18 protein-coding genes are annotated in these 21,443 nt (G+C 68.2%); 7 read left to right on the forward strand and 11 right to left on the reverse strand.

Annotation, left to right across the window (positions count from 1 at the left end):
- Positions 1–51: 51 nt before the first annotated feature.
- From ACWEKR_RS25545 to ACWEKR_RS25565, 5 genes are read right to left on the reverse strand one after another with little or no spacing between them, the layout of a single operon-like run.
- Complete coding sequence (locus ACWEKR_RS25545; RefSeq protein ID WP_452356615.1) at positions 52–999, reverse strand: antibiotic biosynthesis monooxygenase; 948 nt, start codon at positions 997–999, stop codon at positions 52–54.
- 6 nt (positions 1,000–1,005) lie between these two features.
- Positions 1,006–2,412, reverse strand: a complete 1,407-nt coding sequence (locus ACWEKR_RS25550) for an amidohydrolase family protein (protein ID WP_452356616.1) — start codon at positions 2,410–2,412, stop codon at positions 1,006–1,008.
- Positions 2,413–2,464: 52 nt separating this feature from the next.
- Entirely contained in the window at positions 2,465–3,082 is a 618-nt protein-coding gene (locus ACWEKR_RS25555) for a carboxymuconolactone decarboxylase family protein (protein ID WP_195084959.1), read from the reverse strand.
- A 1-nt stretch (position 3,083) separates the two neighbouring features.
- Positions 3,084–3,407: a hypothetical protein gene (locus ACWEKR_RS25560; RefSeq protein ID WP_452356617.1), complete on the reverse strand. Its 324-nt coding sequence runs from the start codon at positions 3,405–3,407 to the stop codon at positions 3,084–3,086.
- Positions 3,408–3,464: 57 nt separating this feature from the next.
- Positions 3,465–3,752, reverse strand: coding sequence for a DUF6191 domain-containing protein (locus ACWEKR_RS25565; protein ID WP_452356618.1), 288 nt, complete (start codon positions 3,750–3,752; stop codon positions 3,465–3,467).
- Between the two features lie 182 nt (positions 3,753–3,934).
- On the opposite strand from ACWEKR_RS25565, the gene ACWEKR_RS25570 reads away from it, so the two are divergent.
- Positions 3,935–4,135 carry a hypothetical protein gene (locus ACWEKR_RS25570; protein WP_195084957.1) on the forward strand — a complete coding sequence of 67 codons (201 nt, stop codon included), beginning with the start codon at positions 3,935–3,937 and terminating at the stop codon, positions 4,133–4,135.
- A gap of 262 nt (positions 4,136–4,397) precedes the next feature.
- A complete protein-coding gene (locus tag ACWEKR_RS25575; RefSeq protein ID WP_452356684.1) occupies positions 4,398–4,595 on the forward strand; it encodes a hypothetical protein in 198 nt (65 codons plus the stop codon).
- A gap of 52 nt (positions 4,596–4,647) precedes the next feature.
- Here the strand turns inward: ACWEKR_RS25575 and ACWEKR_RS25580 are convergent, their stop codons facing one another.
- A complete protein-coding gene (locus ACWEKR_RS25580; RefSeq protein WP_452356619.1) occupies positions 4,648–6,942 on the reverse strand; it encodes an MMPL family transporter in 2,295 nt (764 codons plus the stop codon).
- A 203-nt stretch (positions 6,943–7,145) separates the two neighbouring features.
- Between ACWEKR_RS25580 and ACWEKR_RS25585 the strand changes: the two genes are divergently transcribed.
- The 4 genes from ACWEKR_RS25585 (at position 7,146) to ACWEKR_RS25600 (ending at position 11,998) form a co-directional block, all read left to right on the forward strand.
- Complete coding sequence (locus ACWEKR_RS25585) at positions 7,146–7,736, forward strand: TetR/AcrR family transcriptional regulator (RefSeq protein WP_452356620.1); 591 nt, start codon at positions 7,146–7,148, stop codon at positions 7,734–7,736.
- 36 nt (positions 7,737–7,772) lie between these two features.
- Complete coding sequence (locus ACWEKR_RS25590) at positions 7,773–8,276, forward strand: RrF2 family transcriptional regulator (RefSeq protein WP_452356621.1); 504 nt, start codon at positions 7,773–7,775, stop codon at positions 8,274–8,276.
- 87 nt (positions 8,277–8,363) lie between these two features.
- Complete coding sequence (locus ACWEKR_RS25595) at positions 8,364–10,097, forward strand: ABC transporter ATP-binding protein (RefSeq protein ID WP_452356622.1); 1,734 nt, start codon at positions 8,364–8,366, stop codon at positions 10,095–10,097.
- Positions 10,094–11,998, forward strand: coding sequence for an ABC transporter ATP-binding protein (locus ACWEKR_RS25600; protein WP_452356623.1), 1,905 nt, complete (start codon positions 10,094–10,096; stop codon positions 11,996–11,998). The genes ACWEKR_RS25595 and ACWEKR_RS25600 overlap by 4 nt, the downstream gene beginning before the upstream one ends.
- 322 nt (positions 11,999–12,320) lie before the next feature.
- On the opposite strand, the gene ACWEKR_RS25605 is transcribed toward ACWEKR_RS25600, so the two are convergent.
- The 5 genes from ACWEKR_RS25605 to ACWEKR_RS25625 form a co-directional block, all read right to left on the reverse strand.
- A complete protein-coding gene (locus tag ACWEKR_RS25605) occupies positions 12,321–13,490 on the reverse strand; it encodes a hypothetical protein (protein WP_452356624.1) in 1,170 nt (389 codons plus the stop codon).
- 83 nt (positions 13,491–13,573) lie between these two features.
- A complete protein-coding gene (locus ACWEKR_RS25610; RefSeq protein ID WP_452356625.1) occupies positions 13,574–14,944 on the reverse strand; it encodes a sensor histidine kinase in 1,371 nt (456 codons plus the stop codon).
- Positions 14,941–15,654, reverse strand: a complete 714-nt coding sequence (locus tag ACWEKR_RS25615) for a response regulator transcription factor (RefSeq protein ID WP_452356626.1) — start codon at positions 15,652–15,654, stop codon at positions 14,941–14,943. Before ACWEKR_RS25615 ends, ACWEKR_RS25610 begins: the two co-directional genes overlap by 4 nt.
- Before the next feature lie 126 nt (positions 15,655–15,780).
- The gene (locus ACWEKR_RS25620) at positions 15,781–16,167 is read right to left on the reverse strand and encodes a hemophore-related protein (protein WP_452356627.1); all 387 of its coding nucleotides are present in this window, start codon (positions 16,165–16,167) and stop codon (positions 15,781–15,783) included.
- 121 nt (positions 16,168–16,288) lie between these two features.
- Entirely contained in the window at positions 16,289–18,352 is a 2,064-nt protein-coding gene (locus ACWEKR_RS25625; protein ID WP_452356628.1) for an AMP-binding protein, read from the reverse strand.
- 320 nt (positions 18,353–18,672) lie between these two features.
- On the opposite strand from ACWEKR_RS25625, the gene ACWEKR_RS25630 reads away from it, so the two are divergent.
- On the forward strand, positions 18,673–21,443 hold a 2,771-nt coding region (locus ACWEKR_RS25630; protein ID WP_452356629.1), incomplete at its 3' end, for an ATP-binding protein.

Below are 21,443 nucleotides of genomic sequence, written 5' to 3' on the forward strand. Positions count from 1 at the left end.
GCCGAGGCGGCGATGTCGATGAATCGCCACCTCGACCTGTCCTGAGCGGGCTCAGTCGTAATCCCAGTACTGCAACCAGCGCACCGACGCGAACAACAGCAGCGTCAGCGCGTAGAGCACGACGACCACCGCCGCGCCCATGACGCTGACGCGCGGGCTCGCGCCGTCGATCGGGTCGAGCCAGCGGCGGAACCAGCTCGCGACGGCGGGCGAGAGGAAGTAGCTCATCAGGCCCACGCTGACGATCTGGCTGAGCCATAAGGCCAGCCACGGCGGCGCTCCGAGCCGGTCGAGCACCGGCCCAAGGAAACGCGACAGCACCATCACCGTGGGATACAACACCAGCAGCACCATCATGGCGGTCTTCCACGTCGGCGTCATCCTGGTCTCGCCGCCGACCGTTCGCACGGTCGAGCCGAACGGCGTGGTGTGCGCGTCCACGGTGAAGTCCTCGGTCAATTTCGCGCGCAGTTCCGGTAAGGCGGCGGCGCGTTCGTCGGAGCGCAGCCATTCCGACAATTGGTGTTCCGTGCGGAATCGGAGTACCGAGAACCAGCGCCCGCCGTCCGACGGGAACAAGGCAGCGCCTTCGAATCCGGGGAACTTCGAGCTCACCGCGATCAGCCGCGCCTCGGTCGCCTCGAATTCGGCTTCCTTCTCGTGCGCCACGCTGTGCCGGAAAACGCCGATGCCCGGCAACGGCGACTCGCCTTCCATGAAGACCAGATCCGAACTCTTACAATGGAAGCCGAGCGCTGCGCCCTCGGACAGCGCGGCTGCTCGTTCGGTCGAGTCGAGGAATGCGTGCAGCGCGGGCTCGGATCGGAATGTGACGCTGAATCCATGGTCGAACAACGGATCTCCGGTGACCGCCACGGACGAATTCACGAAACCGTCCATAGCACGGGCTGTTTCGGCCATCAGCTCCAGCCATTCCCGGAAAGCCGCGTCGCGCGCCGGTCGGTGGAAGACCGTTACGGCGGTGGCGGCGGCGTCCATCGGGAACTATGCGGCGTCGACACGACGACCGCGCACGTAGACCTCGGTGATCGCGGGCTCGCGAATACCCATCAGCAGCGCGAACAGCGTCTGATCCCGAGCCAATGCGGGGTCGTCGGAACGAATGCCGTATGCCAGCGTGCTCTCCAGCGCCGGAACGCGCGCCGGTTCGATCACGAGGAAATCGGCTTCCTTGCCGATGTCGAAGTTCCCGAACCGATCTTCCATATCCAAGGCGCGTGCCCCGGCCAGCGTGCCGGTGAACAGCATTTCCGCCGGGTGCATCGACACGCCGAGCTCGCCCGGCTCGGAGATGTGCACCTTGAACGCGGCCGACAGCACCTGCGGGATCAGCCATTCGTCGCCGCCGCCGTAATCGGTGCCCGCGGCCACGGTGACGCCGGAGGCGAGCGTCCGCTTCCACGGCATGGTGCCGGAGCCGAGGAACTGCTGCGACACCGGGCAGTGCGCGACCGACGTGCCGGTCTCGGCCATCCGCCGCAACTCGACGTCCTGACAGTGCACGCAATGGGCGAGGATGCTGCGCCTGCCGAGCAGGCTTTTGCCGCCCGTCGCCGATCCCGGCAGGAACTTCCCGTCGTAGGTGTCCAGGTAGGACGTCACGCCGTATGCCTGCTTGGTGCTGTCGACTTCGCCGGTGCCCGGGCGGTTGTTCTCGTTGAGGTGGGTGTGGAAATAGACGCCGCGCTCGCGCACCGAATCGTAGAGTTCGCCGAGGTTCTTCAACGTCGCCCGAGTGACCGCCAGCGAGAACCGCGGGACGATCGCCACGTGCAATAGCGCGGTGTCCACGTCACCGGTGTCGGCGGCGTGCCACTTGCCGATCTCCTCGTCGGTCAGGCGAATGGCGTCGTCTTCGGAGGTGATCAAGGGCGCCGCAGCGGGCTCTCCCGTCGTTTGGATACCGCGGCCACCGACCATCCGCAGACCGCGCCGCCGGGTCTCGGCGAACAGGGCGTCTTGCGCGTGCGGGAATGCCGAGCCGAAGACCATCGCCGCCGTGGTACCCGCCGCGATGCGGCGCGAACAGAATTCGGCGGCCGCGCGCTGCGCGAATTCGGAGTCGACGTACCGGGATTCGGCGGGATAGATGCACAATTCGAGCCACTCCAGCAGCTGACCGCCGCCATAGGCGTCCCCCGCGAAGGTCTGGGGGAAATGAATGTGGGTGTCGACGAATCCGGGAAGCAGGAATCCGGGACGATGATCGAACACCTTTTCGGAGCGGTACTCGGCCGGGAGATCGGAGCGCGGTCCACAGAATGCGACACGGCCGTTGTCGTCGATTGTCAGCGCGCCGTCGGGGACATCGACCAGCGCGCCGGGCACAGCGCCGGTAGCGGGACTTCCGGCGATGTGAAAAATGTGCCCCAAGTGGACTTGGCTCACCATTCGAGGAGAACACACATCGATCCGGGACGCGAGTGGATCGCGCGAAATGAGATCAGACGCCGCGTGAGAACAATGTCACCGGTGGCGGCATTCGGTAACCGGCGAGTTTGATGAATCGAGCGCTCACGCCGCGCTGCCTGTCCTCCAGTGGTCCCGCTCCGACGGTGTTCATCATGCGGTTGATCACGTTGAAGCAGGTGCCCACCCAGACGGCCTCGTCGAACGCTTCGCGGGAAACGCCTGCCAGCCGGACCAGCGCGGCGTCCTCGGCGGTCAACGCGTCGGGGTCACGAGCCATCTTCGCGAGGAAATCGAGCATGACGCGCGCCTCGGGGCGCAGCGGGGAATCCGTGCCGCCGGCCAAGGCGCGGGTCACCACGTCGGCGTCGGCGTACGCGCCGGCGATCGCCTCGTGCGAGGTGGCGCAGAAGGGGCACTCGTTGGCCTGGGAGGTGTGCGTCGCGAAGATCTCACGTTCGGCGACGGTCCAGTACGACGGGCCGCGCATGACGTACTGAATCAGCTCCGACAGCGGAGATCCGAAGAACCTGTGCCGGTAGAACAGCACCTTCAGCACCGCGGGGACTTCCACGCGACTGAATCGCCGCATGGTCCACAGCACGAGTCTGGTGGGCCGGTCGTGGCCGGATCGCACCGCTTCCAGCCACATCTCAGTACCCCTCCCACGCCAGGCGAGCCGCGCGCAGGCGCCGATCGGCGGCGCCGTAGGCGGCCACCGCGGTCGCCTCGAAGATCTCGTCGTCGGTGTGCCCGGCCGCTTGAAGCGCCGCGATCTCCTGCTCGGTGATCCGGTAGGACCGGTCGGCCACCAGGTCGCCGAAGGCGGCGAGTTCCACTGCGACGTCCTGGCCGGAGTCGGCGGTCCCGGCGGCACGGTCGCGCAGGACGCGGCGGACCTCGCTCGGCAGTCGTCCCGGCGCGGCCGCGAGGTGCTCGCCGAATTGCCGCCATTGTTCATCCATCGAGGCACGCATGGCCTCATTCTGGCCGACGACCGCCGCCTTCGCTGGAAATCTCAGGGGCGCAGCGGTTTACCGCTCCCGTTCCTGGCGCAGCACGACCTTGCGTCCGTCGAGGTCGACACCGACCAGCGGGGGTGCACCCTCACCCTGCTCGTCGCGCAGCATCGACACCGATTCGCGATGATCCAGCTCCATGCGTTTGGTCGCGTAGAACAGCGCGGTGAACTCGTCGGTGAAGGTGCCGGAGATCGGTGTGCGGCGGCGTCGGCGGCGTTTGTTCACGGTGAGCTCGTAGACCGCCACCAGCACGAGCAGGATGACCCACCCGGGAATCCACCACTGCAACACCGCCGCCATGCCCGCCGAAGCTACCAGCCGACGGCCCCCACCGCCCCTGCCGAACGGCACGAAAAATGGGCCGATTCGCGACGGGTAACCGGCGCGATCGCGGGTATACGCCCGATACGGAAAGTGCGGGAAGGACGCGATGCCAGATGCGCCGTCGGACAATCCGCGCGGGAACGATGCGCGAGAGAAACATGAGAATCGGAAGTGTAATCGTCTTGATCTGGTTGCTGATCGGCGTGATCGCCGCGGCACAACGCCACTATTTCGACAGTGGACCGGTCAACTGCGCCGGTTTCGGCACCGTCGCCGTCACTGTCATCGCGGGACCGCTCAACTACATGGGCGTCAATCCGAAGATCGCGGATTGCAATGTCCCGCAGCCGAGCCCGTAGTTCGATCGAGAGAACGACGACGGCCGGGTGGCATGCCACCCGGCCGTCGGCTTTACGTCTGCGCGGACTGTGAACCAAGTGTTTGCTATGTCCGATGTAATCGCTGCTACCCAGGGATCGTCGGGGTAACTGTCGGTATGGCCGGGTATCCCCCTCGACGGGGGCCACGGAAGGAACCGATGAGATGCGCGATTACGAACGTCGTGGGCGTGATTACGAACGTCGTGCGCGTGCCGGGCGCGGCCCCGGCGTAGGCTCCCGGCTGCTCGGGTTCCTGCTACTGGCCTGGCTGGCGGTCGGGTTGCTCGCGGCCGGTCAGCGGCACTATTTCGACAGCGGCCCCCCACTGAACTGTGCCGGTTGGGGCACGATCGGTCTCACCGCCGTGGCGGGCCCCCTCAACTACGTCGGGGTGAATCCGCGGGTCGGCGACTGCGAACTCCCGCAACCCAGCGGGTGAAACGCACTCGGCCCCGCATCCGGACGCCGGATGCGGGGCCGAGGCCGCCGGATCAGTTGACGCCGACCGGCACCTTCGCCGTCTCGGCCGAACGCTGCTGCAGCTCACGCAGCTTCGAGCCTTCGACGTCGATGTCGGGCAGGATGCGGTCGAGCCACTTCGGCATCCACCACGACCACTTGCCCATCAGCACCAGCAGCGACGGGATCAGCACCATGCGGACGACGAACGCGTCCAGCAGCACGCCCACCGCCAGGGCGAAGCCGAACGACTTCGCCGTCACGTCGGTCTCCAGCAGGAACGAGCCGAACACCGAGATCATGATGATCGCCGCCGAGGTCACCACGCGCGCACCATGGTGGTAACCGGCGACCACTGCCTCCTTGGCCGACTTGCCGTGCACGAACTCCTCGCGCATCCGGGTCACCAGGAAGACCTGGTAGTCCATCGCCAAGCCGAACACCAGGCCGATCAGCATGATCGGCATGAAGCTGACCAGCGGATGCGGATCCTCGATCAGGCCGAGCTTGCCCTCCTGGAAGATCAGCACGGTCGCGCCGAAGGTCGCGGCCATCGACAACAGGAAGCCGAGCGCCGCGGTGAGCGGCACCAGGATCGACCGGAACACCAGGATCAGCAGCACGAACGCCGCCCCCGCCACGATCGCCAGGTAGGGCACGATTTTGCTGAGCAGCACGTGGTCCACGTCGGCGAAGATCGCCGTGGTGCCGGTGATGCCGTACTCGATGCCGTACTCGGCCTTCAGCTGGCCTTCGGCCTCCCTGGCGTCCTGCACCAGGTCCTTGGTGGCCTGGTTGTTCGGCCCGGACTTCGGCACGCCGTCCAGTAGCGCGCCCTGCTGGTCCTGGCTCCACTGCGGCTCGGTCACGTAGTCCATGCCCGGATAGGACGCGAGCTTGTCGCGCAGCGCCTTGACCGCGGCATCCCGGTTCTCGGCGGGCACGGCGCTCAGATCCACGGCCACGTTCAGCACGCCGTTGCTGCCCTCGCCGAAGCCCTCGGTGCGCAGCTCGTAGGCCTTCCGGATGGTGGAGGTCTTCGGCATGCTGTCGTCGCCGGGCAGACCCAGGTTCAGGCCGGCCGCGGGAGCCGCGAGCGCGCCGAGCACCACGACGCTCAGCACCAGCGCGACCCACGGCATGCGGCCGATCAGCCGGCCGAAGCGCATGCCGTTGGTCACCGAGGTGTCATCCTCGGGATCGTGCTGGGCGACGACGGGCAGCTTCGGCTTGAACAGGAAGCGGCCGAACGCGCCGAGCAGCGCCGGCATCAGCGTGATCGCGGTGAGCACCGCGAACCCGGCGGCGATCGCGCCACCGAGGCCCATGAAGGTCATGAACTGGACGCCGACGATGCTCAGGCCCGCCAGCGCGATGATGACGGTCAGGCCGGCGAACACGACGGCGGAGCCGGCCGTGCCGAGCGCGGTGCCCGCCGCCTCTTCCGGCGCGTCCTGGACCGCGAGTTCGTGCTTGTACCTGGACACGATGAACAGCGCGTAGTCGATGGACAGCGCGATGCCGATCATCGAGGCGAGGAAGGTGGTGAAGCTCGGAATCTCGATCACCGAGGTGCCGAGCATGATCAGCGAGGTGGCCGCGCCGAGACCGATGATCGCGGTGACGATCGGCACGAACGCCGCGACGATGGCGCCGAACGCGACGATCATCACGACCAGCGCGACGGCCATGCCGATCATCTCGGACTTGCCGCTCGGCGCTTCTTGCTTCTGCGCGATCGAGCCGCTCATCTCGACCGTGAGCCCGGCGTTGCGCGCGTCGGCCGCGACATCGTACGCCGCTTCCCGGTGCGCGTCGGTGACGTCGGTGAACTTCGCGATCGTGAACGGGACGTTGATCACCGCCACGGTCGCGGGCGCGGTCTTGCTGAGCACGTTCAGCGGGGCGCCACTGCACTGCGCGGGGTCGGCGGCGGTCAGGCAGCCCATCTTCTCGGTCGCGTCGACCGGGTTGGTGATGGGCTTGCTGTGATCGACGATGTCGAGCCCGCCGAGCTTGGCGATGAACGCTTCCAGCGCCGCACGGTTGGCCGGATCGGTCAGTTTCTGTCCCTCCGGCGCGGCGGCGACGTAGGTGCCGGTGACCGCGTCGAACTTGAACGCGGCCGAGGCGCCGGGGAAGTGCTTGTCGAGGATTTCGTTGGCGCGTTCGGAAGGCAGGTCCGGCATGCTGAAGTCGTTGCTCATCGGCTTGCTGAGCTGTGCTCCCAGACCACCGAGGAGCACGAACAAGACGAGCCAGACGGGAAGGACTATCCATTTCCGGCGGAAGGCGAACTTCCCCCATCTGTACAGATAAACGGACACGAGTGGTTACTCCTAGCGATGACTGGGATCGTGCTTGGTCTGCGTGTAGACAGCACTTGCGGAAGTGCCCTGCCTGCCTCCGCCTCCACTGACGCTTTCTGCCTACCGTGCGGTAGGTAGACTACCCAGGAGCTAAGCGGAGGTACAACCTCTATTCTGCGGGCGACATTCGCTCGATGCGAAGGTGATGAGAGGATCATCGAATGGCTGTGCGTGACACACCCGGCGCTGTCTCCGCAGGTGGAGGCACTAAAAGCGCGATCAGGGACGCTGCGGTGAAGCTGTTCGGAGCCAAAGGATTCGAACAGACCAGCCTGCGCGAGGTCGCGGATGCGGTAGGAATCACAAAGGCGTCGCTCTACTATCACTACGCGTCGAAGCTCGATCTGCTACTGGCGATCATCGACCCGATCGTCGATCACATGCGTTCGGTCGTGGACGATCTCGACCGGATGCCGCACGACGCCGAGAGCATCCGCCAGGTCCTGCGGACGTATCTGCGTGGCCTGATCCATCACCGTGACGCCGGGGCGCTGGTCGTGCGCGACACCGTCGCGATCATCAACGCCATGGCCGACCGCTATCCGGATCTGATGGACGCCAGCCAGGCGCTGCGCGAATGGCTGGCCGGGCCGGACGCCACCGAGGAGGCGCAGTTGCGCGCCTGTGCCGCGCTCGAGGTGATCGGTGTGGCGCTGGTGTCCAAGGAACTCGTGCCCGGCGCGGACGATTCGCTGGTGGAATCGTCACTGCTGGATGCCGCGACCTGCGTGCTGGCAGGTGGCGGCGCGTAGATTCGACGTATCCCCTCGACGCCAGGAGTCGCCGCTGTGCACATCACCGCGAAGGTCGATTACGCGGTGCGGACGCTGCTCGAGATCGCCGGCCCGCCGCGGCTGGAACAGTCCGTGGCCGGGCTCGGCGCACCTCTCGTGCAGGCCGCGCCGGTGGTCAAGGCCGAAGCGATCGCCACCGCCCAGCGGATCCCGCCCAAGGTGCTCGAGTCCGTGCTCGGCGAGCTGCGCCGGGCCGAACTGGTGATCAGCAGGCGAGGTCCGGACGGCGGCTATTGGCTGGCCAGGCCCGCCGCCGACATCTCCATCGCCGACGTGATCCGCGCGATCGAGGGCCCCCTGGCGTCCGTGCGCGGTGCGCGCCCGGAGGACGTCCGCTACTCCGGCGCGGCCGAGCCGTTGCAACGGGTGTGGATCGCGCTGCGGGTCAATATCCGCGCGGTGCTGGAGAACGTCACCATCGCCGACATCGCGAGCGATCGACTGCCCGGATTCGTCGAGGCGCTCACCGAAGACCCGGGCGCGTGGGCGCGCCGCTGACACCGTCGACCCCCACGGGAGACCATCCATGCAGGTCAGAAATCTCCACGACGCGTCGCGCCGACAGCCGGTAGCCTGCGATTCATCATGCTGATCAGACTCCTCCGCACACATCTATACCCTTATCGCGCCCAGTTGGCGGGGGTCGTTGTGCTTCAGCTGATTTCCGTCATCGCGATGCTGTATCTGCCGAGCCTGAACGCGGACTTGATCGACGAGGGCGTCACCAAAGGTGATCTCGGCTATATCTGGACCACCGGCTTGTGGATGCTCGCCGTCACGGCTGTGCAGATCGTCGCGTCGGCCGCTTCGGTCTATCTCGGTGCGCAGGCGGCCATGGGCGCAGGCCGCGACCTGCGCGGCGCGCTGCTGCACCGGGTCGGCACGTTCTCCGCGCGTGAAGTGGGCATGTTCGGCGCGCCGTCGCTGATCACTCGCAACACCAACGACATTCAGCAGGTGCAACTGCTCATCGTGATGTCGGCGACCATCCTGGTGATGGCGCCGATCATGTGCGTGGGCGGCATCATCATGGCGTTGCGCGAGGATCCCGGCCTGTCCTGGCTGCTGCTGATCGCGGTGCCCGCGCTGGGACTGTCGATGGGCGTGCTGATCTCCAAGATGGTGCCCGGCTTCCGCGACATGCAGGCCAGGATCGACGAGGTGAATCGGGTACTGCGGGAGCAGATCACCGGTATCCGCGTGGTGCGCGCGTTCGTGCGGGAGCGTCAGGAGACCTGGCGTTTCGGACTGGCCAATACCGAACTCACCGACACCGCGTTGCGGGTCGGCCGGTTGATGGCGCTGATGTTCCCCACGGTCATGCTGATCAGCAATGTGACCGCCGTGGCGGTGATCTGGTTCGGCGGGCACGCGATCGACGCCGGGCACATGCAGATCGGTTCGCTCACCGCGATGCTGTCCTACATCATGCAGATCCTGATGGCCGTGATGATGGCCTCGTTCCTGGCCATGATGGCGCCGCGCGCCGCGGTCTCCGCCGACCGGGTCGGCGAGGTGCTCGACACCGAGTCCTCGGTCCACCCTCCGCGCCTGCCACAGCCGTTCACCGACGACCCGGCCGTCGTGGACATCCAGTTCGCCGAGTTCGCCTTCCCCGGCGCCGAGAAGCCGGTGCTCAAAGCCATCCGGTTCCAGGTGCGGCCCGGCACCACCACCGCGATCGTCGGCTCCACCGGTGCGGGGAAGACCACGCTGATCAACCTCATCCCCCGGTTGATGGACGTCACCGACGGCGCGGTCTACGTCGGCGGCACCGACGTTCGCCACATCGACCTGGAGATTTTGCGTTCGCAGATCGGCCTCGTCCCGCAGAAGGCGTACCTCTTCTCCGGCACGATCGCGAGCAATCTGCGCTACGGCAATCCGCACGCCACCGACGAGGAACTCTGGCGCGCGCTGGAGATCGCGCAGGCCGCCGATTTCGTCCGCGAGATGCCGGAAGGGCTGCGGACACCCGTGGCCCAGGGCGGCACCACCGTCTCCGGCGGTCAGCGCCAGCGGTTGGCCATCGCGCGCGCCCTGGTGAAGAAGCCGAGGGTGTACCTGTTCGACGACTCGTTCTCCGCGCTCGACGTCGCGACCGACGCCAGGTTGCGCGAAGCGTTGAAGCCGGAGACCGCGGACGCCTCTGTCCTCATCGTCGCGCAGCGCATCGCGACCATTCGGGACGCGGACCAGATCGTGGTGCTCGAAGACGGCGCGGTGGCGGGCATCGGCACCCACGAGCAGCTCCTGCGGGATTGCTCGGAGTACCGGGAGATCGTCGAGTCGCAACTGAGTGCCGAGGAGGCGCGATGAGGCCCGGAATGCCCACTCCCGGTGCGCCGGGCACCAAGGCGAAATCGTTCGGACCCTCGCTGAAACGGCTGCTGCGCAGGCTCGCGCCGGAACGGGTCCAGGTCGGGGTGATCGTCGCGCTGGTGATCGTCTCGGTGGTGCTGAACACCATCGGCCCGTACATCCTCGGCAAGGCGACCAATCTGGTCTTCGACGGCGTGGTGGGCAAACAGTTGCCGCCCGGCGAGTCCAAGGATCAGGCGATCGAAGCGCTGCGGGCCAAGGGCGACAACACGTTCGCCGACATGCTCAGCGCCATGGACGTGGTGCCCGGCGTGGGGGTGGACTTCGGCGCGGTCGGCCGGGTGCTCACCTTGGTGCTGCTGCTGTACATCGGCGCGGCCGTCTTCGGATGGTTGCAGGGCTACCTGCTCAACATCGTGATCAATCGGACGGTCAAGCGGCTGCGCAGCGAGGTCGAGGACAAGATCCATCGGCTTCCGTTGCGATACTTCGATTCCGCTCCGCGCGGCGACGTGCTCAGCCGGGTGACCAACGACGTCGACAACGTCTCCCAGAGCCTGCAGCAGACCATGAGCCAGCTGCTCATCTCGGTGTTCTCGGTGCTCGGCATCCTGGTCATGATGTTCTGGATCTCCTGGCAGCTGGCGGTGATCGCGTTGCTCACCGTGCCGGCCGCCATCGTGGTCACCGCGCAGATCGCCAAAAGGTCCAAGCCGCACTTCGTCAACCAGTGGAAGTACACCGGCCTGGTGAACGCCCAGGTCGAGGAGGCCTACACCGGCCACGAGGTGGTCACCGCGTTCGGCCGCAACCGCGAGGTCGGCAAGGAGTTCGACCAGCGCAACGAGGAGCTCTATCAGGCCAGTTTCAAAGCGCAGTTCATCTCCGGCCTGATCATGCCCGCGATCATGTTCCTGGGGAACGTGAACTTCGTGCTGGTCGCGCTCGTCGGCGGGCTCAAAGTGGCCACCGGCAGTCTCTCGCTCGGCGAGGTGCAGGCGTTCATCCAGTACTCCCGTCAGTTCAGCCAGCCGCTGACGCAGCTCGGCGCGATGGCCAACCTGTTGCAGTCCGGCGTCGCTTCGGCCGAGCGGATCTTCGAGATCCTCGACGCCGAGGAGCAGAGCCCGGACCCGGTCATGGCCGACGCGCGCCCGGTCGACCGCGGCCGGGTGGAGTTCGAGGCCGTCTCGTTCCGGTACGAACCGGAGAAGCCGGTGATCGAGCGGCTGTCGCTGGTCGCCGAGCCCGGGCACGTGGTCGCCATCGTCGGCCCCACCGGCGCGGGCAAGACCACGCTGGTGAACCTGCTGATGCGGTTCTACGAACTGGACGCGGGCACGATCACCATCGACGGAGTCGACATCACCGAGATCACCCGCGACCACCTGCGTTCGCGCATCGGCATGGTCTTGCAGGACACTTGGCTGTTCCGCGGCACAATTCGGGAGAACATCGCCTACGGCAACCCGAACGCGAGCGAAGAGGAGATCCTCGCCGCGGCGCGGGCCGCCTACGTCGACCGCTTCGTGCATGCGCTGCCCGACGGCTACGACACGGTCATCGACGAGGAGGGCTCCGGCGTCAGCGCCGGCGAGAAACAGCTGATCACCATCGCGCGCGCGTTCCTCGCCAAGCCGTCCATCCTCATCCTGGACGAGGCCACCAGTTCGGTGGACACCCGCACCGAACTGCTGGTGCAGCACGCCACCGCCGCCCTGCGCCGCGACCGGACCAGTTTCGTCATCGCCCACCGTCTGTCCACCATCCGCGACGCCGACCTGATCGTCGTCATGGAGGCGGGCCGGATCGTGGAACACGGCTCGCACGAACGCCTGCTCGAGGAGCGGGGCGCGTACTACCGCTTGTACAACGCCCAGTTCGCGGGAGCTCTGTAGTTTGGCCGCGACTTCGTCGCGGCGTGTTCGCGGCCCCTCTATGGCTCGCGTCCGAGCGACCGCCGCTGGCGACTTCGTCGCGGACGCGGCGGCCGCTCGGAAGCGAGCCGGGCCGCGAACGGCGGATGCTCGGTCTCGCTTCGCTCGAAAGACGGGGTCGAGGTGAGTGGGCGCGTCGGCACATCGGCTTGCGGATGGAGTGCACGCCGCTCCCCGCAGTTGGAGTCGAGGTGACCGGTATCCGTGGATCACCGTTGACTCGCCCACGGCGAGCATGACGATGGCCCGTCTTCTGTCAAAGGAAGACGGGCCATCGTCGTATCTACTTCCGGACGATCTCGACCGGATCGGTGAGCGCCGCTGCCAGCGCTGCTTGCTGGGTGCTGCTGCGCTGAGGTAGGGCGGACACGGCCTTGTCGGTCTGGGTGCTGAGATTGTGGACGATGTTCTGCAACTGGTTCACGCCGCCGGTGAGCTGGCTGATCGCGCCGACCAGTTGGGCGCCGCCCTGTTCGGCGAGCTGGGGGAGGCCCTCGGCGAGCTTCGCGCCCTCGGTCAGCTGCGCGCTCGCGCCGGTCAGGCGGTCGACGACAGTGCGAAGCAGCGTACCGAGATCGGTGTCGGGGTCGACCGCGCCGCCGACGAGCGAGCCGAGGCCGGTCAGCTGGTCGCCCGCCTGCGCGGACACGCCGCGCAGCGCGTCGAGTTTTCCGATGATGTCGGCGAGCGCTGGATCGTTCGCGAACGGCAGCGCACGCAGCAGCGGCAGGATCTGATCGAGTCCGCCGCTCACCGTGTTCGCCGTGCGCTCCACCTGCGCGATGGTGATGCCGGTCGAATCGAGGGCCGCGGCCAACTGCCCGGCCTGCGCGGCGGCGCCGTCGACAGTGGAGTTCAGCAGCGCGATGGCCGAAGTGAGCTGGGCCGACCCGGTTTTCGCGAACTCCAGGAAGCCGAGCAGCTGGTCGGCGCCGGAACTGAACTGGTCGGCTCCGGCGGCGGCCGCGTCGACGCCCGCACCGAGCAACTGGGCGGTGAACTGCACCTGCGACATTTGGGAGCGGGCCTGCGCGACGGCGGTGAGCGCGGCGTCCACCCCGGCCGCGCCGATCCGATGCCTCACCTCGGTCACCGCGCCGTGCACCAGTTCGGCGTCGGCCTTCTCGTGGGTCTGCACGGTGACTTCGGCCCGCTTCGGCTCGGGCCCGGCCAGGGTGCCCATCGATGCGGTGAGGTCGGCGGGCAACGTGATGACGACTGCGTAGTCATCGGTGCTCGCCTCGCCCGGCGCGGCGGCGGTCCATTCGTAACCACCCGCGTCCTGCAGCGCCTTCACCACCCGTGCGCCGGTCGGCCCCGTGTCGGCATCGACCAGCGCGATGCCCGTCGGCCCGCGATCGGTTCCGGTACAAGCGGTGATCCCGGCGCCGAGCGCACCAGCCGAGACGAGGGCGACGACGAGAAGGCGGCGGCGGGCGCGTTTTCCGATCACGCAGCAGACCCTAAACGCGAGTTATGGCGCGCCCCTTGGCGTTTCTCTGAGAGTTGAGTAAGGAGCCGCGGCTGCGCCGCGAGTCACACCACCCCGGGCAGATCGAGAACCAGACGGATGCCGCCGAGCGTGCCCGCGTCGAAATACGCTCGGCCGCCGTGTAGCTGGGCCTGCTGGGCGACCAGCGCCAGGCCGAGGCCGGAGCCGCCCTTGCTCGCCTGGCTGCCGCGGAAGAAGCGGTCGAAGACGGCGTCGCGTTCCTCCGGCGGGATACCGCGGCCGTTGTCGTCGATCGAGATGACGATGCGGTCGCCCGGCCCGCGGTGCGCGGAAACCAATGCCTCGGTGGCCCCGCCGTGCTTGACCGAGTTGGCCAGCGCGTTGTCAACCGCCAGCCGCAGCCCCGCGGGCAACCCCCGGGTGACCAGTTCGGCATCCGAATCGATGCGTACGGTGAGGCCGGGGAAATGTCGCATGGCGTCGTGCGCGGCCTGGTCGCACAGGTCGCCGACATCGGTGGCGACGTGGTCGCGCTCGTTGGTCAGATCGCCGGTGGCCAGCCGCTCCAGCGCCGCGAGCGTGCTCTCCACCCGTCCCTGGCTGCGCTGCAGGTCGTCGAGGATCTCGGCCCGCTGCGCCTCGTCGAGATCGAGCGTGCGCAGCACTTCGAGGTCGGTGCGCATCGCGGTCAGCGGAGTGCGCAGCTCGTGGGCGGACACGGCGGCGAAGTCGCGCGCGGTCTCCAGAGCGGCGGCCGTCTGGGCGTGCGCCTGATCCACCCGCTGGAGCATGGTGTTCACCGCGACGGCCAGCTGCTCCGCCTCGTGCACGCCCGCGCCCTCCACCGGGGCCTGCGGGTTGCTCGGATCGGGATAGGCGCTGCGTGCGCCCACCTGGCTGGTCAGCCGGACGATCGGCCGCACCGCCGCGCCGGCGAGCAACCAGCCGAGCGCCGCGGCCGCGGCGATGGACAGCAGCGCGCCGCCGAGCACCCACCGTTGCTGCTCGGCGGTGGCCTCGGCGGCTCCGGCGGCGGGGATGCCGAGCGAGACCGTGCGGCCCGCGGGTTGATTCTCGGTCGTGGTCAGGATCCGGTAGGGGGTGCCGCCCACCGTGACGGTGCGGGAACCGGTCGGCAGCGCGGGCAGTTCGGTGGGCGTGCTGGCGACGACATCGCCGTTGTCCCGCACGGTCACCGCCATGTCGTTGTTCAGCCCGGTCAGGCTGATGATCCGCACCGCGATCTGCGGTTCGAGCAGGACGATTCGCGCCGCGACGGCGAGCTGCTGGTCGGCCTGCTGCAGGTTGTTGCGCTCGATGGCGCGAATACTGATCAAGCTGATCAGCGTCACGATGATGATCGCGCCCGCGGCCGCCGCGCCCGCGACGCGGGTGCGCAGCGAGAACGACCGGCGCCGACGGGTTCTCGGCGACGCGGTGGCGGACACGGTCATTTCGGCGCCCGGAGCACGAACCCGACGCCGCGGATCGTGTGCAGCAGCCGGGGCGCGCCGTCCACCTCGAGTTTGCGGCGCAGATAGCCCACGAAGACGTCCACCACGTTGGTGTCGGCGGCGAAGTCGTAGCCCCACACCAGTTCCAGCAGACGTTCCCGGCTCAGCACCACGCCGACGTTCCTGGCCAGCGTCGACAGCAGCTCGAATTCCCGCTTGGTGAGCTCGATCTCGCGGCCGTTCAGCAGCGCGCGATACCCCGCCACGTCCACTTCCAGCGGACCGACGGTGACCGCGCCCGGGGTCGCGGGTGCCGGTGTGTCGGACCGGCGGCGCAGCAGCGCCCGGATGCGGGCCACCAACTCCTTCAGCACGAAGGGTTTGACCAGGTAGTCGTCGGCGCCGGACTCCAGACCGGAGATGCGGTCGTCCACCGACGCGCGTGCGCTGAGCACACAGATCGGCACCTCGTTGCCCATCGCGCGCAAGGCGGTCACCACGCCCGCGCCGTCGAGCACGGGCATGTTCATGTCGAGCACGATGGCGTCGGGCGCGTGTTCGTTCACGCTGCGCAGCGCTTGTGCGCCGTCTCTGGCCACGAGGACCTGAAAGCCGGACAACCGCAGGCCGCGCTCGACCGAGGCGAGCACATCCTCGTCGTCGTCGACGACGAGAACCGTCGGGTTCGAGGTCGAGGTCACGTCATCCATTCTGCTCCCCGCCTCTGTGGATCTTCCGACCGTACGAACGGGGCACGCGGGACCGACATTCCGTCCCGCGGTGGCGACCCGCCGGGTACCGGACATACCCGGCGAGTCGTCCACGTCCCCGTGGAATCAGTAGTTGTGGCAGGTCTCGGCCACGATGCGGATGGTGTCGCGCAACTGCGCGGTCCGCGGGTCGTTCTCCGCTCGGCGTACCGCGTCCGGGTTCTCGTCGATGGCCCGGCGCAGCTCGGCCCGCCGCTGCTCGACCGGCTGGTCGAACCGGCGCTGCAATTCGGCCTTCTGGCTCGGGTTCGCGTCGAGCACCGCGGCCAGCTGCGGGGCCTTGTCGTGCAGCGCCGCGTCGACCTGGGCGAACGAGCAGTCCGAGGTCAGGAGCGGTTCGGCGTATTCCATCGGGCCCGCGGTGGCGACGGCGGGGCTCAGGAACAACGTGACCGTGGCGATTCCACCGGTTGCGAGAGCGGCGACGGTGGGGCGGCCTACGGAACGTTTCATGATGTATTGCCTCCAGATCATCGAAGGGTTTCGGGGCGGTCTCGAGGCTATTTCGAACTGCTGGCACCCGCGTGAACATCCTCTGAGGAAACTCTGAGGACGTGTCCGGGCGACGCGGAACTCAGGACGGCACAACCGGATCCGCGTCCGGCGCGACCACGTGGTCGGTCGTCTCGTTGTCGTCGTGCGCCGGGTCGCGCCACTCGGGCCGCGCCGTGCGGATCTGCTGCTCCAGCGCCGCGAGCACGGCGGGATCCTCGATGGTGGAGGGCACTTCGAACGTCTCGCCGGAGGTGATCTGCCGGATCGTCTTGCGCAGGATCTTGCCGGACCTGGTCTTGGGCAGCGCCGTCACGACGATGGCGTCGTGGAGCGTGGCGATGGCGCCGACCTGGGTGCGCACCCGTTCGATCAGCTCGTCGCGCAGCCGATCCGGATCGATCTCGACACCGGACTTGAGCACCACGTACGCCAGCGGACGGTGCCCCTTGAGTTCGTCGGGCAGCCCAATGACGGCGCATTCGGCGACCGCCTGGTGCCCCGCGATGGCCGCCTCGATGCTGCCCGCGGAGAGCCGGTGCCCGGCCATGTTGATCACGTCGTCGCTGCGGCCGAGGACGTACAGGTAGCCGTCCTCGTCGAAGTAGCCGGAGTCGCCGGTGAGGTAGTGGCCGGGGTAGGCGGACAGATAGGAGCGCTCGTAGCGGGCGTCGTCGCGCCAGAGCCCGGTCAGCGTGCCGGGCGGCAAGGGCAGGCCGATGACGATGTTGCCCTCGGTGTTCGGCGCGACCGCGTTGCCGGAGGAGTCGAGCACGCGTAGTCGATAACCCGGCACCGGCACCGCGGCCGAACCCGGTTTGATCGGCAGTTGCTGCAGGCCGAGCGGGTTCGCGCAGATCGGCCACCCGGTCTCGGTCTGCCACCAGTGATCGACGACCGGGCAGTCCGGGCGGCCGGCGAGCAGGGTCTCCTCGGCCCAGGCGTAGGTGGCCGGGTCCAGGCGCTCGCCCGCGCAGAACAGGGCACGCAGCGAAGAGAGGTCGTGGCGGTGGGCCAGTTCCGCCTCGGGGTCGGCCTTGCGGATGGCGCGCAGCGCGGTCGGTGCGGTGAACAGCACATCGACCTTGTGCTCGGCGACCACCCGCCAGTACGCGCCCGCGTCCGGCGTGCCGATCGGCTTGCCCTCGTACAGCAGCGTGGTCGCTCCGACCAGCAGCGGCGCGTAGACGATGTAGGAGTGCCCGACCACCCAACCGACGTCGGAGGCGGCCCACATCACCTGGCCCGCGTCGACGTCGTAGATGTTGCGCATCGACCAGGCCAGGGCCACCGCGTGCCCGCCGTTGTCCCGGACCACGCCCTTCGGCTTCCCGGTGGTGCCGGAGGTGTAGAGGATGTAGAGCGGATCGGTGGCCGCGACCGACACCGGATCGGCCGGCGCCGCGTCGCGCACGGCGTCGTCCCAATCCAGCCACTGCGCGGCCACGGTCTGCGTCGAACTCGGCAGGTACTCGGTGGCGGGCTGCGGAGCGGGGAAATGGATCGTGTCGAACTGCGGCCGCTGCTTGACGATCACCGTGCGGGGCGCGGTGGTCTGCGCGAGATCCAGCGCCTGCAGCACGATCGGCGGGTATTCGATCTTCTTGCCCGGCTCCAGGCCCCCGGACGCTGTGATGATCAGCACCGGCTCCGCGTCGTCGATGCGCGCGGCCAGCTCCGGGGCAGCGAAGCCGCCGAACACCACCGAGTGGACCGCGCCGATGCGGGCGCAGGCGAGCATCGCGATCACCGCTTCGGGGATCATCGGCAGGTAGATCACCACGCGATCGCCCGTCGAGACGCCGAGCCGGACCATCGCCCCGGCGAACCGCGACACCTCGTCGAGCAGTTCGGCGTAGGTGTAGACGACGGCGGTGTCGGTCATAGCCGAGTCGTATATCAGGGCGGGCTGATCGGCGCGGCTGGGGGCGTCCGGCGTAGTGGGGTGGACATGCCGGTCCAGGGCGTTGAAGGAGGTATTGAGGCGAGCGCCGGGAAACCATCTGGCCACCGGGCGGGCGCCGGTATCGACGATCTGGTCCGGCGGCACGTCCCAGTCGATCGCTTCGGCCGCGCCGGCCCAGAACTCGGCGGGATCCACCAAGCTGGTCTGGTAGGCCGGTCGGTACTCGTGCCGCACGTTCAACCCCGTGACTCCCTAGCCTCGCCTCGATGCCCGCCTCGATAGATCCGGTTGATTGTGGCAGACTTCACGCGACGCCCGGGTGGGTGCCGCTACCTTTGGTTTTGCCTGGAACCGGCAGGTCAATGATCGCGACATCACGCCCAGTCACCCAAGAAGTTATTGATCCGTTAGAATCTGATGTCACTTATTTGGGCCGTCGTAAACGCAATTTCTCGGCCAGCCGCAGCTCTCGGCCAGCTCCACCTGTCGAGCCAAGCACGCGAATGTGGAGGTTCGGTTGATGGCGCGTGGTAGAGGCCAGTTTGGAAAGTGAGTGGGAGATGCGTGACGCCGCTAGGTCCGGCAGCAGCCGCTGGGCTCTGGGCAACTGGGACCTGCGCTGGAAGGTGACGGCGGTGCTCGCCGTGCCTCTGGCGGTCGCGGTCGGGCTCGGCGTGTCCAGGATCTCGTCGCAGTTCGCGGAGTCCAACCGGCTCGCCGACATCTCCGAGAACGTGGCCGCCATCCCCTCGGTCACGGCGCTGAGCGCACAGACGGCGACCACCGCGGGCTCGCAGATGATCTCGCTGGGATCCAATCAGTCCGTCGTGACCGATCAGAACCTCGCGGATCTGGACAAAGCGATCGCCAACGCTGAGAAGGCGATCTCCCGGTTCGACGGTGTGCCCGGCGCACGCGAGGCCCTCGAGGGCATGCTCACCCAGGCCAAGGGCGTTCGTGCCCAGGGCAAAGCCGTCACCACTGGGCCGCCGGCGGACACCCTCGCGTTGATCGACCGCGTCCGCAACGGCAGTACTCATATCGTCGAGGCCACGGTCGGGCAGGTCAGCGACACCGCCGTGGACGCGGCCAAGCTGCGGCTGGTCGACTCGCTCAACACCCGCGCCACCCTGGTCAGCGAGCTCGCCGCCTTCCCCGAGGTGCTGCGCTCCCAGCAGTCCGGCGTCCAGAACTTCCTCATCGCCTCGAACACCGAGCGCGCGCTGCTCAACGTGCTCGCGCACCGTTTCGCCGACGGTGACACCTCGATCGCCGACCTGCGCGCGGGCATCGACACCAGAATCGCGCTGCTCACCAGCCCGCAGTCGCAGGCGGGTCAGCTCCCCGTCGGCGACCTGAAGAAGTCGCTGACCGACAGCCTCGCGGTCTACGAGCACGTCGTCGGCAAGGCGACCAAGGACATCGACTCCGCGATGCACTCGCTGGTGACCACCGCCCAGCGCGACGCGTGGACCTACACCGCGGTCGTCATCGCGACCATCCTCGCCGCGCTGCTGCTCGCGGTCTTCGTGGCCCGCTCGATGATCGTGCCGCTGCACCGGCTGCGTTTGGCCGCGCTTCGGGTGGCCGAGAGCGACCTTCCGCATGAGGTCGCCCAGCTCCGTAACGGCGCGTCGCCCGAAGAGGTGCCGCTGGAACCGATGCCGGTGCGCAGCACCGAGGAGATCGGTCAGCTGGCCCGCGCCGTCGACGACATCCACGGCCAGGCGCTGCGTCTGGCGAGTGACCAGGCGAAGATGCGTTCGCAGGTCAACGACATGTTCGAGACCCTGGCGCGGCGGTCGAAGTCGCTCGTCGACCATCAGCTCACCCTCATCGAAGCGATGGAGTACGACGAGAAGGACCCGCGCCTGCTGGAGAACCTCTTCCGGCTGGACCATCTCGCCGCCCGCATGCGCCGTAACGGCGACAACCTGCTGATTCTCGCCGGTACCCGGCAGCGGCGCGCCAAGTCCGCCCCGGTCGAGATCGCCGACGTGCTGCGCGCCGCGATCTCCGAGGTCGAGGACTACGAGCGCGTGAAGCTCGGCGCCACGCCGCGCGGCTCGCTCAAGGAACCCGCCGCCTCCGACCTCGCGCACCTGTTCGCCGAGCTGCTGGACAACGCGCTGCGCGCCTCGCCGCCGGAGACCGACGTCAAGTTCACCTTCGCGCAGGCGCACGATCAGGGCCTGCTCATCGAGGTGGCCGACCGCGGCATCGGTATGCCGCCCGCCGAGATGGCCGACATCAACCGCCGCTTGGAGCAGACCGCCGAGCCGGGCCCGGACACGGCCCGCCACATGGGCCTGTTCGTGGTCGGCAGGCTGGCCGAGCGGCACGGTCTCACCGTGCGGTTGCGCCCGACCTTCGACACCGCGCGCGATCCCGGCGTGACGGTGACCGTGCACGTGCCGGTCGGATTGATCGTCGCGGGCAAGCCGAGCGCGGGGCAGCCCGTCACCCCGCAGCCTTCGCCGCAGGCCGCCGCTCCACAGCGTCCGTCGGCGCCGTCGTCTATGCAGATGCGGGCCGTCCAGCGGACTCCTGGGGGCAATGTCATGGTCACTGTCGATCCCGGGGTGAGCGGTCCGATTCCGGCCGCGAGCGCCAAGCCCACCGGCTCGCCCAGCGGGCCGATCCCCACCGGTCCCGGCGGACTGCCGCAGCGGCAGCCGGGTACGGCGATGTCGTCGTCGGGCATGCGCTCCGAGACGCAGCAGTCGGCGACGAGCCTGCGGTCCGCGTCGGCACAGCCTGCGCCGAGCGGTCCGCAGCGGGGCAAGCTCGCCGCGGCCAATCTGCCCAAGCGCACTCTCAGCCCCGGCGGTCCGCCGCCGCGCCAGCCCGGTGGTCCCGCGGAGCAGTCCGGTACCGGACTGCCGCCGCGTGAGCCGAACTCCGGCGAACTGCCCGTGCGTCAGCCGGGCGCCAATGGTGTGCCGCAGCCGAGCACCGGCCTTCCGCAACGCCAGCCCGGCACCAATGGAGCGCCGTCGCGGGACGCGGCGAGTGGTCTTCCGCAGCGCGAGTCCGGTCTGAGTGGTCTTCCGCAGCGTGAATCCGCCTCTGGTGGCCTGCCGCAGCGTGAGTCGGCGGGTGGCCTGCCGTCGCGTGAGCCGGGTCCCACCGGCCTACCCCAGCGGCAGCCGGGTGCGAACGGTGTGCCGCAGCGTGAGTCGGCGGCGGGTGGTCTGCCGTCGCGTGAGTCGGCGTTGGGTGGTTTGCCGCAGCGTGAGCCGGGCTCGACCGGTTTGCCGTCGCGTGAGTCGGCGTTGGGTGGTTTGCCGCAGCGTGAGTCCGGCGTGAGTGGTTTGCCGTCGCGTGAGCC

The organism is Nocardia sp. NPDC004573 (assembly GCF_053602135.1).

Excerpts from the sequence above, each read along its gene's own strand:
- ACWEKR_RS25615 (WP_452356626.1), bottom strand. The coding sequence starts at position 15,654 with ATGGATGACGTGACCTCGACCTCGAACCCGACGGTTCTCGTCGTCGAC.
- ACWEKR_RS25620 (WP_452356627.1), bottom strand. The coding sequence starts at position 16,167 with ATGAAACGTTCCGTAGGCCGCCCCACCGTCGCCGCTCTCGCAACCGGT.
- ACWEKR_RS25610 (WP_452356625.1), bottom strand. The coding sequence starts at position 14,944 with ATGACCGTGTCCGCCACCGCGTCGCCGAGAACCCGTCGGCGCCGGTCG.
- ACWEKR_RS25570 (WP_195084957.1), top strand. The coding sequence starts at position 3,935 with ATGAGAATCGGAAGTGTAATCGTCTTGATCTGGTTGCTGATCGGCGTG.
- ACWEKR_RS25560 (WP_452356617.1), bottom strand. The coding sequence starts at position 3,407 with ATGCGTGCCTCGATGGATGAACAATGGCGGCAATTCGGCGAGCACCTC.
- ACWEKR_RS25545 (WP_452356615.1), bottom strand. The coding sequence starts at position 999 with ATGGACGCCGCCGCCACCGCCGTAACGGTCTTCCACCGACCGGCGCGC.
- ACWEKR_RS25550 (WP_452356616.1), bottom strand. The coding sequence starts at position 2,412 with ATGGTGAGCCAAGTCCACTTGGGGCACATTTTTCACATCGCCGGAAGT.
- ACWEKR_RS25585 (WP_452356620.1), top strand. The coding sequence starts at position 7,146 with ATGGCTGTGCGTGACACACCCGGCGCTGTCTCCGCAGGTGGAGGCACT.
- ACWEKR_RS25555 (WP_195084959.1), bottom strand. The coding sequence starts at position 3,082 with ATGTGGCTGGAAGCGGTGCGATCCGGCCACGACCGGCCCACCAGACTC.
- ACWEKR_RS25565 (WP_452356618.1), bottom strand. The coding sequence starts at position 3,752 with ATGGCGGCGGTGTTGCAGTGGTGGATTCCCGGGTGGGTCATCCTGCTC.
- ACWEKR_RS25600 (WP_452356623.1), top strand. The coding sequence starts at position 10,094 with ATGAGGCCCGGAATGCCCACTCCCGGTGCGCCGGGCACCAAGGCGAAA.
- ACWEKR_RS25595 (WP_452356622.1), top strand. The coding sequence starts at position 8,364 with ATGCTGATCAGACTCCTCCGCACACATCTATACCCTTATCGCGCCCAG.